Annotated in this window: 18 protein-coding genes, 1 tRNA gene, 1 other RNA gene and 1 pseudogene; 16 read left to right on the top strand and 5 right to left on the bottom strand. The window is 37.6% G+C overall.

The genetic code is table 11. The features are described from left to right. Positions 1-93: 93 nt before the first annotated feature. Entirely contained in the window at positions 94-618 is a 525-nt protein-coding gene (tadA, locus tag C9J29_RS23515) for a tRNA adenosine(34) deaminase TadA (RefSeq protein ID WP_171366143.1), read from the bottom strand. 168 nt (positions 619-786) lie between these two features. Between tadA and C9J29_RS23510 the strand changes: the two genes are divergently transcribed. The 10 genes from C9J29_RS23510 to C9J29_RS23465 all read left to right on the top strand — a co-directional run bounded on the left by C9J29_RS23510 (position 787) and on the right by C9J29_RS23465 (position 9,062). Beyond that, positions 787-1,116: an ArsR/SmtB family transcription factor gene (locus C9J29_RS23510; RefSeq protein WP_008179665.1), complete on the top strand. Its 330-nt coding sequence runs from the start codon at positions 787-789 to the stop codon at positions 1,114-1,116. An 18-nt stretch (positions 1,117-1,134) separates the two neighbouring features. Continuing rightward, the gene (locus C9J29_RS23505; RefSeq protein ID WP_090003331.1) at positions 1,135-2,082 is read left to right on the top strand and encodes a cation diffusion facilitator family transporter; all 948 of its coding nucleotides are present in this window, start codon (positions 1,135-1,137) and stop codon (positions 2,080-2,082) included. Positions 2,083-2,152: 70 nt separating this feature from the next. Next, positions 2,153-2,485, top strand: coding sequence for a metal-sensitive transcriptional regulator (locus tag C9J29_RS23500; protein WP_008179668.1), 333 nt, complete (start codon positions 2,153-2,155; stop codon positions 2,483-2,485). Positions 2,486-2,518: 33 nt separating this feature from the next. After that, the gene (copZ, locus tag C9J29_RS23495) at positions 2,519-2,725 is read left to right on the top strand and encodes a copper chaperone CopZ (protein ID WP_008179670.1); all 207 of its coding nucleotides are present in this window, start codon (positions 2,519-2,521) and stop codon (positions 2,723-2,725) included. Between the two features lie 81 nt (positions 2,726-2,806). After that, positions 2,807-5,218: a heavy metal translocating P-type ATPase gene (locus C9J29_RS23490; RefSeq protein ID WP_089987396.1), complete on the top strand. Its 2,412-nt coding sequence runs from the start codon at positions 2,807-2,809 to the stop codon at positions 5,216-5,218. A 193-nt stretch (positions 5,219-5,411) separates the two neighbouring features. Further along, positions 5,412-6,047, top strand: a complete 636-nt coding sequence (locus C9J29_RS23485; protein WP_036121980.1) for a deoxynucleoside kinase — start codon at positions 5,412-5,414, stop codon at positions 6,045-6,047. Further along, entirely contained in the window at positions 6,047-6,715 is a 669-nt protein-coding gene (locus C9J29_RS23480; protein ID WP_008179676.1) for a deoxynucleoside kinase, read from the top strand. Before C9J29_RS23485 ends, C9J29_RS23480 begins: the two co-directional genes overlap by 1 nt. Positions 6,716-6,804: 89 nt before the next feature. After that, complete coding sequence (locus C9J29_RS23475) at positions 6,805-7,332, top strand: LOG family protein (RefSeq protein ID WP_043990637.1); 528 nt, start codon at positions 6,805-6,807, stop codon at positions 7,330-7,332. Between the two features lie 64 nt (positions 7,333-7,396). Continuing rightward, entirely contained in the window at positions 7,397-8,305 is a 909-nt protein-coding gene (locus C9J29_RS23470; protein WP_008179679.1) for a methyl-accepting chemotaxis protein, read from the top strand. Between the two features lie 136 nt (positions 8,306-8,441). Beyond that, positions 8,442-9,062: an RraA family protein gene (locus C9J29_RS23465; RefSeq protein ID WP_107922876.1), complete on the top strand. Its 621-nt coding sequence runs from the start codon at positions 8,442-8,444 to the stop codon at positions 9,060-9,062. 44 nt (positions 9,063-9,106) lie between these two features. Here the strand turns inward: C9J29_RS23465 and C9J29_RS23460 are convergent, their stop codons facing one another. From C9J29_RS23460 to C9J29_RS23445, 4 genes and pseudogenes are all read right to left on the bottom strand, one after another. Further along, a complete protein-coding gene (locus C9J29_RS23460) occupies positions 9,107-10,381 on the bottom strand; it encodes a cation:dicarboxylate symporter family transporter (RefSeq protein WP_008179685.1) in 1,275 nt (424 codons plus the stop codon). A 90-nt stretch (positions 10,382-10,471) separates the two neighbouring features. After that, positions 10,472-11,350, bottom strand: a pseudogene (locus C9J29_RS23455) (response regulator). After that, positions 11,351-12,610: a sensor histidine kinase gene (locus C9J29_RS23450; protein WP_107922875.1), complete on the bottom strand. Its 1,260-nt coding sequence runs from the start codon at positions 12,608-12,610 to the stop codon at positions 11,351-11,353. A 127-nt stretch (positions 12,611-12,737) separates the two neighbouring features. Continuing rightward, positions 12,738-12,830 (bottom strand) — tRNA-Ser (locus C9J29_RS23445). 166 nt (positions 12,831-12,996) lie between these two features. On the opposite strand from C9J29_RS23445, the gene ffs reads away from it, so the two are divergent. From ffs to C9J29_RS23415, 6 genes are all read left to right on the top strand, one after another. Further along, positions 12,997-13,264, top strand: an RNA gene (gene ffs / locus C9J29_RS23440) — signal recognition particle sRNA large type. Positions 13,265-13,405: 141 nt separating this feature from the next. Further along, positions 13,406-15,193 (top strand): DNA polymerase III subunit gamma/tau, encoded by a 1,788-nt coding sequence (gene dnaX / locus C9J29_RS23435; protein WP_107922874.1) that lies wholly within the window; start codon positions 13,406-13,408, stop codon positions 15,191-15,193. Between the two features lie 20 nt (positions 15,194-15,213). Next, the gene (locus C9J29_RS23430) at positions 15,214-15,528 is read left to right on the top strand and encodes a YbaB/EbfC family nucleoid-associated protein (protein WP_004233957.1); all 315 of its coding nucleotides are present in this window, start codon (positions 15,214-15,216) and stop codon (positions 15,526-15,528) included. A gap of 11 nt (positions 15,529-15,539) precedes the next feature. Continuing rightward, on the top strand, positions 15,540-16,136 hold the full coding sequence (gene recR / locus C9J29_RS23425; protein ID WP_008179695.1) for a recombination mediator RecR: 597 nt from the start codon (positions 15,540-15,542) through the stop codon (positions 16,134-16,136). A gap of 13 nt (positions 16,137-16,149) precedes the next feature. After that, positions 16,150-16,365, top strand: coding sequence for a YaaL family protein (locus C9J29_RS23420; protein WP_008179697.1), 216 nt, complete (start codon positions 16,150-16,152; stop codon positions 16,363-16,365). Positions 16,366-16,438: 73 nt separating this feature from the next. Continuing rightward, complete coding sequence (locus C9J29_RS23415; protein ID WP_008179699.1) at positions 16,439-16,711, top strand: pro-sigmaK processing inhibitor BofA family protein; 273 nt, start codon at positions 16,439-16,441, stop codon at positions 16,709-16,711. The last annotated feature ends 336 nt before the right edge of the window (positions 16,712-17,047 follow it).

Raw genomic sequence — 17,047 nt, 5'->3', positions numbered from 1 at the left:
ATGTCAATGTTTTATCGTGCAGAAATTTGGTGCTGCCATATAAAAAAAGGTGTCTTCATAATGAAAGACACCTACTTTTTATAATCACATTTTTTATTCATTCGGCAATTCCTTTTCAGCGATTGCTGCTTGTCTTGCCTTTTTCTCTGCCTTCTTTCGTTCACGTAAAGCTCGGAAAAAATCGGTTAGGATTTGTCCACATTCAGCAGCTAAAATTCCTTCAGATACTTCGCATTCATGGTTAAAGCGAGCATCATTTAATAAACAATAGAGTGAATCTACACAGCCTGCTTTCATATCCCTTGCACCATAAACGACACGTGGTACACGGGATTGTAGGATTGCACCTGCGCACATGGGGCAAGGCTCAAGCGTAACGTAAAGTGTTGTTTTTTCGAGACGCCAACTGCCGATTTTTTGACAAGCCTCTTGAATAACCATTAATTCAGCATGTGTTGTTGCATTTTGTGTTGTTTCTCGTAGGTTATGAGCTCTTGCAATAATTTCCCCATCATAAACAAGGACAGCCCCTATAGGTACTTCCCCAAGTATAGCTGCTTTTTTTGCTTCCTCTAATGCTTGTTTCATAAATAGACGATCTGTTTCAAAAATATCCACTAAATATCTCTCCTTAAAAGTAGTTTATCCTGCTTAATTGGTAATTGCTACTTTTAACTTCATGCAGAATTCTAAAGTATGATGTATTGACATTCCTAAAATAACCATTTATATTTATATATGAACACATGCTCATATATAAATATAAATTATTGGGGGTAAACTAATATGGATGAACAAATAAAAATAACGTCTGTGGAAAATAGTCAGCATTTAGACGATGAGACATTATTTGTTGTGTCACAAACTTTTAAGGCATTAAGTGACCCGACACGAATTCGAATTTTAAATTTACTATGCGCAGATGAGCATTCCGTCAACGACATTGCTGAAATTTTAGATTTAGGACAATCGACTGTTTCTCATCAATTACGGTTTCTAAAAAATTTGCGATTAGTAAAATTTAGACGAGAAGGTACCACTTTATATTACTCCAAAGATGACGATCACATTATGAATTTATTGAAGCAGGCAATTGAGCATGCTGCACATAACTAAAGAACGGAGGGATTAGTGATGGGACATACTCATGATCATGGCCATGATCATACACATGGCGCTAATAAAAAGGTGTTAATCGTATCATTTATTATTATTACTAGTTATATGGTTGTTGAAGCAATTGGTGGTTTTTTAACGAATAGTTTGGCTCTTTTATCGGATGCCGGTCATATGTTAAGTGATTCCATCTCATTAGCTATCGCCTTACTTGCGTTTGTTTTTGGAGAAAAAGCAGCAAGCTATAGTAAAACATATGGATATAAACGATTTGAAATATTAGCGGCAGTATTAAATGGCGTTACATTAATTGGGATTGCATTATTTATTTTCTATGAAGCAATCGAACGTTTTGCAAATCCTCCTGAAGTGGCTACTACAGGTATGCTTATTATTAGTACAATTGGTCTTTTGGTTAACATCTTAGTTGCATGGATTATGATGCGTGGTAGTGATACAAAGGACAATTTAAATATGCGTGGGGCTTTTTTACATGTTCTGAGTGATATGCTAGGTTCCGTAGGGGCTATTGTGGCTGCTTTACTAATTATGTTTTTTGGTTGGGGATGGGCTGATCCTCTAGCGAGTGTTATTGTTGCCTTATTAGTAGTAAGAAGTGGCTACTATGTTACAAAATCCGCTATTCATGTCTTAATGGAAGGAACACCTTCAAATGTCGATGTTCAGGAGATAATTGGATTAATTGAACAAACCGATGGGATAGAAAGCATCCATGATTTACACATCTGGACAATTACTAGTGGAACCAATGCTTTGTCTTGTCATGCAGTTGTAAATGAGCACTTAAAAATTGCAGATGGTGAGCATATTCTACGAAAAATTGAACATAATCTTGAGCATAAGGGTATTAAACATGTAACCATTCAATTAGAAACGGCTTCCCATCCACATGAAAGCTCGATTTTATGTCAATTGAAAAATGCTCATGAACATCATCATGAATAAAAAAAAATTTTACGGCTTGCATACCCTTCTTGGGTATAGTATGATGAAACTCAAATAGGAGGTGTAGTGAATGGAGGACATAGTAAAAGAGGATGCTTGTCATACAGAGGGAGCTACGTCTTGTCGAAAAAGCCATCACCCTGAGCGTGTAAAAAAGGATTTAACAACTCGTTTAAACCGTATAGAAGGTCAAATCCGAGGCATTAAGGGAATGATCGAAAAAGACGTTTATTGTGATGATGTTATTACGCAACTGTCTGCGACACAGTCAGCTTTGAATAGTGTAGCGAAAATTTTATTAGAAGGTCATTTAAAGGGTTGTGTTGTGGATCGTCTATCGGAGGGCGATGATGCAGTTTTAGATGAATTAGTAGTAACGATTCAAAAATTAATGAAAAAATAGATGTTTATAAAAAAATAAAAGGAGAGATTTATTATGCAAAATGTAACATTAAATGTACAAGGAATGTCATGTGGTCATTGTGTAAACGCGGTTGAAAAAAACGTTGGTGCTTTAGCTGGTGTTGAACAAGTAAAAGTAAATTTAGCAGAAGGTTTAGTTGATGTTGTATTTGACGATGCACAAGTATCACTTAATCAAATTAAAGAGACAATTGATGATCAAGGCTATGAAGTAAAATAAAATTTTTAGAGTGCTTCTGTGGCACTCTCTTATTTTCGAAAATATATACCCCCTGTCGGTATAAGGAGAGGTGAAAGGTAAATGAGTTCTGATCATAAGGAAGCTAATTTGCAAATTACAGGGATGACATGTGCGGCCTGTGCCACTCGAATAGAAAAAGGGTTAAATAAAATGGATGGAGTAGAACAAGCAACCGTTAATTTAGCGCTTGAAAAATCATCTATTAAGTACGATCCAGAAAAGCTAAGTGAAGCAGATTTTGAAAAAAAGATAGAAGCGCTTGGCTATGGAATAGTTAAACAAAAAACTGAACTTGATATTACAGGAATGACATGTGCGGCCTGTGCTACTCGAATAGAAAAAGGATTAAATAAAATGAGCGGCGTATCATCTGCCAATGTCAACTTAGCTCTTGAAAAAGCAATGATTGAGTTTAACCCATCAGAGGTGAACATTGCAGATATTATTGCTAAGGTTGAGAAGTTAGGATATGGCGCCCATCAAAAAGCAGATGAGCAGGAAACAGAGGATCATCGAGAAAAGGCTATTAAGCAGCAACAACAAAAATTTATTTTATCAGCTATTTTATCCCTACCACTGCTCTGGACGATGGTTGGACATTTTTCATTTACATCGTTTTTATATGTGCCAGAATTCCTTATGAATCCTTGGGTTCAAATGGTGTTGGCTACACCTGTACAATTTATGATTGGTAAGCAGTTTTATGTAGGGGCATATAAAGCATTACGAAATGGCAGTGCAAATATGGATGTACTTGTTGTGATGGGGACATCAGCGGCTTATTTCTATAGTGTTTATCAAGCAATCGTGACGATAGGATCACATCATGGCCCGCATCTCTATTTTGAAACAAGCGCTGTATTAATTACATTAATTTTGTTAGGTAAATTATTTGAGGCAAAAGCAAAAGGGCGTTCATCTGAGGCGATAAAAAAACTGATGGGCCTTCAAGCCAAAACAGCCATTGTTGTACGTGACGGTCTAGAGATGGAAGTGCCTTTAGAAGAAGTGATGATTGGTGATATCATTCTAGTTAAACCAGGTGAAAAGATCCCCGTTGACGGAGAAGTTTTAGAGGGAACAACGGCTGTTGATGAATCCATGTTGACAGGAGAAAGTTTACCAGTCGATAAAAAGCAGGGCGATTCATTATTTGGATCGACTATTAATAAAAATGGTTTTATAAAAATGACAGCGACAAAGGTTGGCCGTGATACGGCACTAGCACAAATTATTAAGGTGGTAGAAGATGCTCAAGGATCAAAAGCACCGATTCAACGTTTAGCAGATCAGATCTCAGGGGTTTTTGTACCAATTGTTGTGGGCATTGCGATTGTGACATTTATCGTGTGGATTATTTGGGTACGTCCAGGAGAATTTACGCCTGCTTTAGAGGTCTTAATTGCAGTACTGGTGATTGCTTGTCCATGTGCACTTGGTTTAGCCACACCGACCTCTATAATGGCCGGTTCTGGTCGCGCCGCTGAATTTGGCATTTTATTCAAAGGTGGCGAACACTTAGAACAAACACAAAGTATTGATACGGTCGTTGTAGATAAAACAGGGACAGTGACACATGGTAAGCCAGTGCTAACGGATGTTCTTTTAGCGCCAGACCAAGAGGAAACACACTTTTTATCATTAATTGGTGCGGCTGAGAAACAGTCGGAGCATCCACTTGCTGAGGCGATTGTTCATGGTATAGAAGAACGTGGGATTGCTTTAGGGGAAGTTCAATTTTTTGAGGCTATTCCAGGTTACGGTGTGCAGGCAACAGTCTCAGGTCAAGGTGTTGTCATTGGTACACGAAAATTAATGCAACAGTACGGCATTCAGCTAGATGATATTTTACCAACAATGGAGCAATTAGAGCGAAACGGCAAAACAGCGATGTTGGCCGCAATAAATGGCCAATATGCGGGGGTAGTAGCTGTTGCTGATACTGTAAAAGATACGTCTAAGGAGGCCATTCATCGTTTACAGAATATGGGCATTACAGTCATCATGATGACGGGAGATAATGAACGTACAGCCCAGGCAATAGGCACAGAGGTAGGCGTGAACCAAGTTATTGCGGAAGTTTTACCTGAAGGAAAAGCAGATGAGGTGAAAAAACTTCAAGCTCAGGGTAAAAATGTAGCAATGGTTGGCGACGGTATTAATGATGCACCTGCGCTGGCAACGGCCAATATTGGTATGGCCATTGGTACAGGGACAGATGTGGCGATGGAAGCGGCAGATATTACGTTAATCCGTGGTGATTTAAATAGTATTGCGGATGCCATTCTTATGAGTAGAAAAACAATGCGTAATATTAAACAAAATCTGTTTTGGGCATTTGCTTACAATACATTAGGTATTCCGATTGCTGCAATTGGTCTGCTTGCTCCGTGGGTGGCAGGTGCGGCAATGGCTTTTAGTTCTGTATCGGTTGTATTAAATGCTCTACGTTTACAGCGAGTGAAATTGTAAAGATGAAAAGGCATTGGGATTCATATTCTCAATGTCTTTTTTCTATTTATACGGAGGGAAATTTCCTGCTTAATTTTCTAGAATAATAGGTTGATTCTGTTTTTCATTTTCTCACTATGATAAAATGAAAGGTACTGACTCATTTATGTAGAACACAATGATCGAATCCATAGAACAAAAGGAGGAGCTTCTGGTGACGGTTCCATTTGTTACGGTAGAAGGTCCGATTGGTGTTGGTAAAACCTCTTTATCGAAAGAGATAGCGGCGACATTTAATTACCATCTATTAAAAGAAATTGTAGACGAAAACCCTTTTTTAAATAAGTTTTATGAAAACATTGAGGAGTGGAGTTTCCAAACGGAAATGTTCTTCCTTTGTAATCGCTATAAGCAATTAACGGACATTAAAAAATTCCGATTTGCTCATGCCAAGCCAGTTGTAGCAGATTATCATATTTTTAAAAATTTAATATTTGCGAAGCGTACACTGGCATCTACCGAATACGAAAAGTATGAGGAAATATATCAAATATTAACAAAAGACATGCCTGTTCCTAATGTAGTTGTTTATTTACATGCAAGCGTTGAAACATTGATGAAACGCATTGCCATGCGTGGACGAGATTTTGAAAAAATGATATCACGCGATTATATGGAGCAGCTCGTAACCGATTATCATTCTTTTATCGAACATTTTGAGAAAATGCATCCTGAAATACCAGTTATTAGATTTAATGGAGATCAGCTCGATTTTGTTAAAAATCCAGACGATTTAAATTATGTTTTAAAAATTATTAAGGATACGTTACAAAAAAGGAGTTTGCAATAATGAATTTAAGAGAGAAATACGATATTCCTCCACAAACGGTCATCACGATTGCCGGTACTGTAGGCGTAGGAAAGTCTACGATGACAAAAGCGTTAGCAGAAGCATTAAATTTCCGTACATCATTCGAAAAAGTAGATACAAATCCGTATCTTGATAAATTTTATGAGGACTTTGAAAAATGGAGCTTCCATTTACAAGTCTACTTTTTGGCAGAGCGTTTTAAGGAACAGAAACGTATTTTTGAGTATGGTGGAGGATTTATACAAGACCGTTCTATTTATGAAGATACTGGGATATTCGCTAAAATGCATTACGATAAGGGAACAATGAGCCCAACAGATTATGAAACATACACAAATTTATTTGATGCTATGGTCATGACACCGTATTTCCCACATCCAGATTTACTTGTTTATCTAGAGGGACCGATTGATGCTGTTATTGGGCGTATACAAGAACGAGGGCGCGCAATGGAGCAACAAACGCCAAATGATTATTGGATAGAAATGCATGAACGTTATGAAAACTGGGTTAATAATTTTAATTCCTGTCCAGTTCTACGTTTAGATATTAATGATTATGATTTATTAAAAAATCCGGATGCAATTGAATCAATTGTGAGCCGTATCAGTCATATGCTAAAACAAACAAGCCATTTAAGAAAATAGAAGAGCAACAAACTACCAAAGAACGTGAAACAATACATAGCCGATTGTTTCACGTTTTTTGAATAGGAGGGATTACTATAAGAATTGCAGTGTATTGCGGATCTGGTATAGGTAAAAGTCCAGTGTATGGGGAGAAAGCTACAGAGCTAGGTACAGTATTAGCTAAGCACGGACATAGTGTTGTTTACGGCGGTTCCAAAATGGGGTTAATGGGAAAGGTAGCAGATGCTGTTTTAGCCGCAGGTGGAGAGGTTATTGGTGTTATGCCAACCCATTTACAAAAGCGGGAACTGGCTCATTCTTCATTAACAGAAATTCATTTTGTTGAGTCTATGCATATTCGGAAAGCTAAAATGGCGGAGCTGGCTGATGCATTTATTGCTCTTCCAGGAGGTGCAGGAACGTTAGATGAATATTTCGAAGTTTTTACTTGGGCACAAATTGGCCTTCATGAAAAACCTGTCATTTTATATAATGTGAATGGTTTTTATGATGCACTCTTACAGCATTTTAAAATAATGCTAGAGGAAGGATTTATACGACCTGAACAAAAGTCCTTTTTCCGTATAGCAACTACTCCAGAGGAAATAGTACGTTTACTAAAAAAACATGGGTGAACATTGCCCATGTTTTTTATAATATAAAATAAACGGTAAAAAATAGAAATAGATGAGGTGGATTATGCAAGGTGCAGATACTCAAGTAACCGATGATTTAGTAGTACAAGCCATTGAACGCAATATAGCAATTATACGTTTTGATATGAATCGAAGGGTAGCCTATGTGAATGAACCGTTTGCTAGAACATTAGGCTATACAGTACAAGAAATGTTAGGAAAGAATCATAAAGATTTTTGTTTACCACATTTCGTTCACAGTCCAGCATATGAACAATTTTGGCGCAATTTAGTAGCAGGAAATAGTTATCAGGGCAAAATTGAGAGAATTGATGGAAATGGCCAAAGGATTTGGCTTGAGGCTACGTATATGCCTGTTTTCGCCAACCATACAAATAAAGTAATCGGTGTTTCAAAAATTGCTACAAATATTACTGAACGCCAAAATGAAATAACAAATGTAGCCGATCAATTGAAGGAAATGTCTAATGAGCTTCATCAACGTTCAGAGGCTGGTATTCAAAATAGTCAAGAATTACTGAGCACCATTCAAGTGGTTTCTCAGGAGTCAAAAGAAAATGTTAGCAATCTGGCACAGCTAAAAAATCAAGCTGATTCCATTAAAGGGATTGTGAAAACCATTCAAGAGATTGCTTCCCAAACAAATTTATTAGCTTTAAATGCAGCTATTGAAGCTGCGCGAGCTGGGGAGTATGGCCGAGGCTTTGATGTAGTGGCAAAAGAGGTGCGGAAGCTTTCTGTCAGGGTAGAGCAATCCATTTCAGAGGTGAAGGATCATATAGAAGGGATAGAGCGGGAAATTAGTCAAGTGACAGACAGTATTACAAAGATAGCTGAAAAAGTAGAAAAAACAAATGAACAAATTACTATTACAACTAAAGATTTTAATGAAATTGCATCTGCGGCTGAAGCTTTAGACGAGCAGTCCAAGCAATTTATTGAAATTATTTAACGTTCCATATTGCCCCATCCACAGACTAGGTGGTGGACTAATTTACAATATTTTAGTAGATATATTGAAATAGTATAAGTATTTTCTTTACAATATTTGTGTAAGACGTTCATTAATCATAATAGGGGTGTTATGGATGACAAAAGTGGAAGTAAGTTTTCAGCATCTACCAACAACAGCTATTTCAGATGCGACAGGTGGACATACGAATTTGTGTAGTACGATTAAACCGCTAGCCAATCATTTTAAAATTGCTGGGCGTGCGGTAACTGTACGATTACCAGATGGTGAAAATGGTGCAGTGTTGGAGGCTATTCGAGCGGCCAATGAAGGTGATATTTTGGTTATTGATGCAAAAGGAAACACCAATCGAGCGGTAGCAGGAGATTTTGTGGTGTCCTTAGCAAAAGGTATTGGTGTACAAGGCTTTGTAGTTGACGGTGTAATTCGTGATATTGCCGCTATTCGTGAGTTAGATTTCCCTGTATTCGCTTTAGGTACTACAGTAGCTGCTGGTAATAAAAATGGTGGTGGTAAAGTAAATGTTCCCATTGCCCTTGGAGGAGTAACAGTTCACCCAGGCGACTATATAATTGGAGATGTGGATGGTGTCATTGTTGTACCACAGCAAGATGCTGAAAAAGTGATTGAAGCTGCAGAGGAAAAGATACTTAAAGATGAAAAGCGTGCGCAAGAAGCACATGTAAATGGCAAAGAATCTGTTGTTGCGTATTTAAATAAAGTGCTTGGAAAATAAAAAAACGCTCACGATGCCATCCAACATCGTGAGCGTTTTATATTTTATGCTAAATTCTCATTTTCATTAAAGTAATTCTTCATTTTTTCGCGATCGAAACGGCCTTCCCATTTCGCCATTACTAATGACGCTAATGAGTTACCAATTACGTTAACAACTGTACGTCCCATATCAAGAATACGGTCAATACCAGCGATAAATGCTAGACCTTCTAACGGAATGCCGACAGTACCTAAAGTGGCTAGAAGCACTACGAAAGATACCCCTGGAACCCCTGCAATCCCTTTTGATGTAACCATCAATACAAGCATTAACGTAATTTGTTCACCAATGCTTAGGTGAATACCGTACATTTGCGCAATAAATAATGCTGCAATCGCTTGGTATAGCGTTGATCCGTCTAAGTTAAAGGAGTAACCGGTTGGGATAACAAAGGATACAATATCCTTCGGAGCCCCTAATTTCTCCATTTTTAACATAATACGCGGTAATACAGCTTCAGAACTTGCTGTTGAGAATGCTAAGATTAGCTCATCTTTCAACACTTTAATTAAATAGAAGATGCTGATTCCTGCGAATTTTGCCACAAGGCCAAGAACAACAAAGATAAAGAATAACATAGTTGCATAAACAAGAATGGCTAATTTGGCAAGTGGTACCAGTGAAGCAAACCCATATTTGGAAACGGTTACACCAATTAAACCAAATACCCCGATTGGAGCAAACTTCATTACGAGATTAGTTACCCAGAACATCGCATCTGCTACCCCTTGGAAGAAGTCTAAGACTGGCTTTCCTCGATCGCCAACTGCTGCAACTCCTAAACCAAAAATAACTGAGAAGAAAATAATCGCAAGCATATTACCCTCAGCCATAGACTGAATAATATTTGTTGGGACAATACCTACAATTATATCGAAGGGCCCCTCATGCTGTACTTCCTCAGTCGTTGTAACATACTTCGAAATATCCCCTTGAGATAATTCGTTCATGTTTATGCCTGCACCTGGTTGGAAAATGTTAGCGGAAAGTAATCCGACTAAAATAGCTACAGTCGTAATAATTTCAAAGTAAATAATAGATTTCCCGCCTAATCGCCCAAGCTGCTTCATGTCTCCAGTACCAGCAACACCTACGATTAATGTAGAAATAATAATCGGTACAACAATCATCTTAATAAGATGTAAAAAGATATCCCCTAATGGTTGTAAATATGTCTCAATCTTGGGGTTTCCATAAAAAATACCACCAACAATGATCCCTAAAATCAAGCCGATTAAAATTTGAGCGGCTAGACTGATTTTAAATTTCTTCTTCAAACCCTTTGTACCCCCTGATATTAAATTTTTAGGACACGCCTTACTTTAATAATACGGAGGACTTATGGAATCCGACAAAATCCGAGAAAATTAATTTAATTTTGTTAAAATGTCTGAATATAGCACTTGTATAAATTTCTTAATATTTACCTTTGCTTTACGATTGTCATGATCTTCAATCTGAGTCATGAGTTGACGAATTTCTTTAAAATCGAAGTAGCGAGGGGCATAGTATTCAAACTCAGAGTTGGTGTAATCGACAACACCTAAGTTTGCGAGATTAATCATGGCAGCTAATATCGTTCTGCGCACACGCTGTTCTATGGCTTTACTTTCCTTTAAAATGTCATCAGGTGTAGCCTTTGTTACAGCAGCGATTTCTTCATAAAGCTCCTTTAATGGAGGGAGGGGGGCAATCTTATGCTGATGAGCAAGTAAAGTTTCGATAATAGCTATAATATCCTCGCTTCCAATCTCACCGACAATACCCATATCATTTAATATAGACTAAATATGGTCTCGTGAAGTTGCTTTATTTGCCTTTTGCTCACTTAATTCAATATTTGTAAGTGATTGACGAATAACTAACAGTGAATTTTTTAGCCGAAATTGTTCTGTAGTTTTTTTCAAAACATTTTCAACCTCAATGCGGTTAATCGGTTTATGAATGAAGAAATCTATTCCTTGCTCATAAGCCTCACCAACCATTTCTTTATTCACAACCTGAGAAATCATTATAAATTGACCCTCAAAGCGATTTTGAATAAGATGTTCGACTGTGGCTATACCATCAAGCTTTGGCATCAGTAAATCGATTAGTACAATCTCTGGCTGGGTCATTAAAATTTGTGGTATGGCATCCTCTCCATTACGAGCTTCGCCAATCACTGTACCTAAGCCACTATCTTCAATAATTTGTTTTAACATGACACGACTTGCGCGATCGTCGTCTACAATAAAATACCTCATTTAAGTCTCTCCCGTTTGAATAGTTTGCGTAGGAATTATGATTTTAAACGTTGTGTATTGATTGTTTGATTCAACGGTTATGGAGCCTTTTAATTTTTCTATTAGTTCAGCAACATGTGAAAGGCCAATGCCAGTAGCTGCGACACCTTCTACATTATATTTTGTGGTAAATCCAGGTTCAAAAATAATAGAAAAATCATTCTGTGAAATTCCCTTTCCATTATCACATATTGTTACTACAGTATTATCTTCTTGTCGTTGAATAGCAATAGAAATGATACCTTGTTCTTCGATAGCCTCCACTGCATTGGCAGTTAAATTATTTAAAAGCGTAAGCAGTGCAATATGTTCCTTTGTTTGAAAATCGAAGTCTATACTTGTTTCAAACTGTATATTCTTCCCAAGTAATTCAGCGTACTTACTATTGCCGTCTTCGATATAATGTAATAATTCTGATAATATGAAAGGCCCGAAGCTTCTCTCACCAACAATCTTTGAAATGCCCGCATAGATGCGTTGTGAATCCTTTTTCACTTCATGAATTTCCTGGGCAATATGAAGAGCTTGCAAGCTTTCCGCTCGATATCCTTGAGCTTTTAATTGCCGATATAATTCAAAACCGCTAGCTGTTATGGTTTCAATATGGTTCATGGATTTTTTTAAATACAGAGTCTCAACATAGAGGTCAGATCCAATATTCAGCATCTCTTGTACACGTTTTTTTTGTTCGGCGATCAATATAGAGCTATAAATACCAACTACAAAAAAGCTTCGTAATAAGGCCACTGCTAATAGGATCAAAAGGTCGTGAAGAAATAAAAATGTATAAGTTTGTACAAAAAATCGGAAAATCTGTTCGGCTAAGTTACTAATGACCTCACTAAAAGCGACGAGTAAACCAAGCTTTAGTGGTTTTTCTCTATATGTTTGAACATCTAAAATTTGTAGGCATATAGCAAACAATACATAAAATAGACCTGCTGGTAAATGGTTAAATATGCTCTCTAATACGGATATATCGTGTAAATAGGAATTAAAAACACGAAAAATGATTGTCACTATACTTGTAGCAAACCCAGCTAAAATAATGGGAGTGGGTTTAATTAATGTGCATAAGAAAAAGATAATGGTGCCTAAACCAAAGCGAAATGTCGTATTGGCAAACGGCATAATTTTAATTTCACTACCAATTGCGGTCAAAACAGCAATCAAAATAACCCAAGTGAGGGAAGTGCGAGCTATATTTCTTTTCGATGGCAATATGACAACCTCCCATAAGCGATATAATAAAAAAATACCACAACCGAGACGGAAGTGGTATTTAACAAGTCATACATACAATTTTGGCAAAAAAAAACGGCTACATTCGTAGTCGGAAATTAAAAACTGGAGGAGGTAGAGGGATTCGAACCCCCGCGCGGTGTTACCCGCCTGTCGGTTTTCAAGACCGATCCCTTCAGCCAGACTTGGGTATACCTCCATGTTATATTACTTTGCTGTCTTTCGACAAAAATAAATTTATCATAACTTAAAACTCAAGTCAATATTTTTTTCGAAAAAATATCATGATGGGAAAAATACATGGGTAATAAATAATTTGTGCATTAAGTTGCAATTTATACAAACAATCAGTATACTAGTTATTGCCGTGCTAGGTGGGAAGGTAGCGGTGTCCTGTAACTCGCAATCCGCTCTAGCGAGACTGAATTCCTTTTTCGAGGCTGTCCGTATTGTTTGGTCTGCCTTCTGCACGTAGTGTTGACGATTGGGTCCTGCGCAATGGATACCCATGAACCATGTCAGGTCCGGAAGGAAGCAGCATTAAGTGGTCATATCCATGTGCCGCGGGGTTGCCTAATCTGAGCTAACGACAGGAGTAACGCTTATGTGCGGCTGTCAAGGAAAGGTGCACGGCATTAAATTGCCAACTCAAAGCATCCGCCTACTATAAGGCGGATGCTTTTTTTATTTTAATTAGTTACTTCATTTTATATATAAGGCAGCAAATGCTATAATAAGACTATTCTATTTAATGGAGAAGGAGAGAGAAAAACAGTGACGTATCAAGCATTTTACCGTGTGTATCGTCCGCAATCTTTTCGAGAGATGTCCGGTCAAGCGCATGTCAAAAGAACGCTACAAAATGCTCTCCTAGCGAATAAAACGACGCATGCTTACCTTTTTTCTGGGCCACGTGGTACAGGGAAGACAAGTACAGCTAAAATTTTTGCAAAAGCTTTAAATTGTGAACATGCGCCTGCAAAAGAGCCTTGTAACGAATGTGCTACATGTATAAGTATTACGGACGGTTCGCATCCTGATGTCATTGAATTTGACGCAGCTTCAAATTCACGTGTTGAAGAGATTAGAGATATTATAGAAAAAGTTCGTTTTGCTCCTGCAAGCAGCAGATACAAGGTGTACATTATTGATGAAGTGCATATGCTCTCTACAAGTGCTTTTAACGCTCTTTTGAAAACTTTAGAAGAGCCGCCTCCTCATGCAGTATTTATTTTAGCAACAACAGAGCCTCATAAATTGCCTGCAACAATTATTTCTCGTTGTCAGCGCTTTGATTTCAAACGACTTTCTACCAATGATATTATTGAACGTATGAAAGTTGTCTTAGAAGATATTGAGCTGCCGTATGAGGAGCAAGGCTTAAAGGTAATAGCGCAATCTGCTGCTGGGGGAATGCGTGATGCTTTAAGTTTATTGGACCAAGTAGTATCTTTCAGCGGAGAGAAACTAAAGCTTGAGGATACATTACTAGTTACAGGTTCAATAAGTCAGGATGTTTTTTATGATTTAGCCGAGGCACTCAAAGCGAAAAATGTTGCACAAATGCTTGCGCTATTAGAACAACTAATTGTTGATGGTAAAGATCCACTGCGTCTTTCAGAAGATTTAATTACATTTTTCCGTGATTTATTATTACTTCAAACAAGTGATGATTTAGCTGAATTATTAGAGCTCGTGTCTCCTGAAGAACGTGTATTATCCTTGGCGCATGAATTTGCACCGAATATGCTTTATGGCTATATCGATATACTTGCGAAAACTCAGCAAGAAATGCGCTTTTCTCACCATACGAAAATCTATTTAGAAACGGCATTACTTAAAATGGTACAGTTTTCGGGAGGGAGCACTAATCAAGCGGTAACTACAACGAGCGATACGGCTATTAACCCTGAATTCGCTCAAAAAATTGTAGCGCTTGAACAGATGGTTCAACAATTATCTGTACAATTACAATCAGGGGCTCCTGTGCAAGCATCGCAAACACCAAAAGAGCAAAGACCACGTGCTAAAAATCCAAACGGCTATAAGGCTCCGACCGGTCGTATCCAAGAGGTACTAAAAGACGCTACAAAGCAAGATGTTCAACGTATAAAATCGGTTTGGGCACAAGCACTAAATCAATTGCAAAAATCTCAATCTGCGCTTTTAGCTGAAGCTGAACCAGTTGCGGCATCTTCAAGTGCTTTTGTGTTAAAATTCAAGTATGATATTCATTGTCAGATGGTTGCAGATAATCAGTCTTTAAAGGGCCACTTTACACAGTTAATTGCCGGACAAACTGGTACAATGTACGAAATGCTTTGTATACCAGAGGAATCTTGGTTAAAAATGCGTGAAGAGTTTATCCGTGATCATAGTATGCAGCACAAAAAAACTTCAGCTGCATCAGAGAATGGTGAGGAATTATTAGAACCACCACCGGCAGAAATGTCGGATGAGCCATTTATCGATGATGCTCAGCCACTTGCTTCACAGGACCCACTTGTGACAGAGGCTGAAAATCTCTTTGGTAAAGATTTTGTTGAAATTATGGAAGATTAAATTTTAGGAGGAAAACATGTATGCGCGGAATGGGAAATATGCAAGGTATGATGAAAAAAATGCAAAAAATGCAAAAGGAAATGATGGAGGCTCAAGAGGCTCTAAATGCAGAGCAATTTGAAGGTGTTGCAGGTGGCGGCATGGTAAAAGTAACTGTGTCTGGTCAACGTGAAGTTGTGTCAGTAAATCTTGATGAATCTGTAGTAGATCCAGAGGATATTGAAATGCTACAAGACTTAATCGTTATTGCTACTAATGAGGCATTAAAAAAGGTAGAAGAAAAAACGAACTCAACGATGGGTAAATTTACTCAAGGCTTAAACCTTCCATTCTAGGAGGTATTCATATGTACTACCCAGAACCAATATCAAAATTGATCGATAGTTTTATGAAATTGCCAGGTATCGGGCCAAAAACTGCGGCTCGTCTGGCGTTTTTTGTGTTATCAATGAAGGAAGAAGATGTCTTATCTTTTTCTAAAGCATTAGTTGATGCTAAACGAAATTTAAGCTACTGTTCCGTTTGTGGCAATATTACGGATGTAGACCCATGTCACATATGTACAGACAAACAACGAGATCATTCGATTATTTGTGTTGTTCAAGATACAAAAGATGTGATTGCGATGGAAAAAATGCGTGACTATAATGGCATGTACCATGTGCTACAAGGTGCGATATCACCGATGGATGGTATTGGTCCAGAGGATATTAATGTCGCTTCCTTGTTGGTCCGGTTGCACGATGAAAGTGTCCAAGAGCTTATTCTAGCTACGAATTCAACTATTGAAGGCGAGGCAACAGCTATGTATATATCTCGCCTTGTCAAACCATCAGGTATTCGTGCGACCCGCATTGCGCACGGATTACCAGTAGGTGGGGATTTAGAATATGCTGATGAGGTAACGTTATCTAAGGCGATGGAAGGTCGACGTGAGCTGTGAGTGAGGGATTAATATGTTCTTCCGTAGTAAAGGAAAGCTAAAAAAAGAGTTCGATGATAGGCTTGTAAATCTTATAAAAGAAACAAAAGAGGATTTACAACAGGCTAAGATAATAGAAGAATTAATGGACGACTATGATCTAGGGGCGATCGCTCAACGAAAAGCGGCAGAAAGCATTCATTTTTATTTATTTAAAGAAGCTAGAATTCGCAGAGTGTTAATTAAATAGTTCTATTGGCCATTCATAGAAGCAATACAGGAAACATAAACTTTCATAATTATTTTTTTGAGGGGGTAACCATATGTCTTGGTTAGTAATTATGAGTATTTGTGTTCCTGTAGGGCTTCTTTTTCTTTATGTCATAATAAGACATGCTAAGCTTGGCAAAATCTTAGAAGGATTATCTGTTTTTTGGTTTCGATTTGCATTTGCCTTCCTATTATTATTTATGATTCATTTAGGTATCGGTTATATAGGATATAATGTGCCGATTAATCTTTTCTCTGTCTTAACAATTGCCGTTTTAGGTATTCCAGGGGTTCTAGGAATAACAGCTTTAATATTTATTTTATAAAATGCTTGCAATATAATAATATTATGGTATAGTTATAGAAGTCGCCAATACAACTGGTTGAAACGAAAATAAATTAAAAAATTTATGTTGACACAGTGTATGAGACATGATATTATATAAGAGTTGCTGTTGAAAAACAACAACAAACAACATGAACCTTGAAAACTGAACAAGCAAAACGTAATCAATAAAGTTTTAAGTAACTAGCCTAGCTAGTGAACGAAACAAAATTTTGGACATCAAAATTGATGCCAGCAAAACAATTTGAGCTAATCAAATTTCTTTTATGGAGAGTTTGATCCTGGCTCAGGACGAACGCTGGCGGCGTGCCTAATA

Source organism: Lysinibacillus fusiformis (genome assembly GCF_003049525.1).
In the GTDB taxonomy this organism is placed as follows: Bacteria; Bacillota; Bacilli; order Bacillales_A; family Planococcaceae; genus Lysinibacillus; species Lysinibacillus fusiformis.
This window is presented reverse-complemented; position numbering and strand designations above follow the sequence as displayed.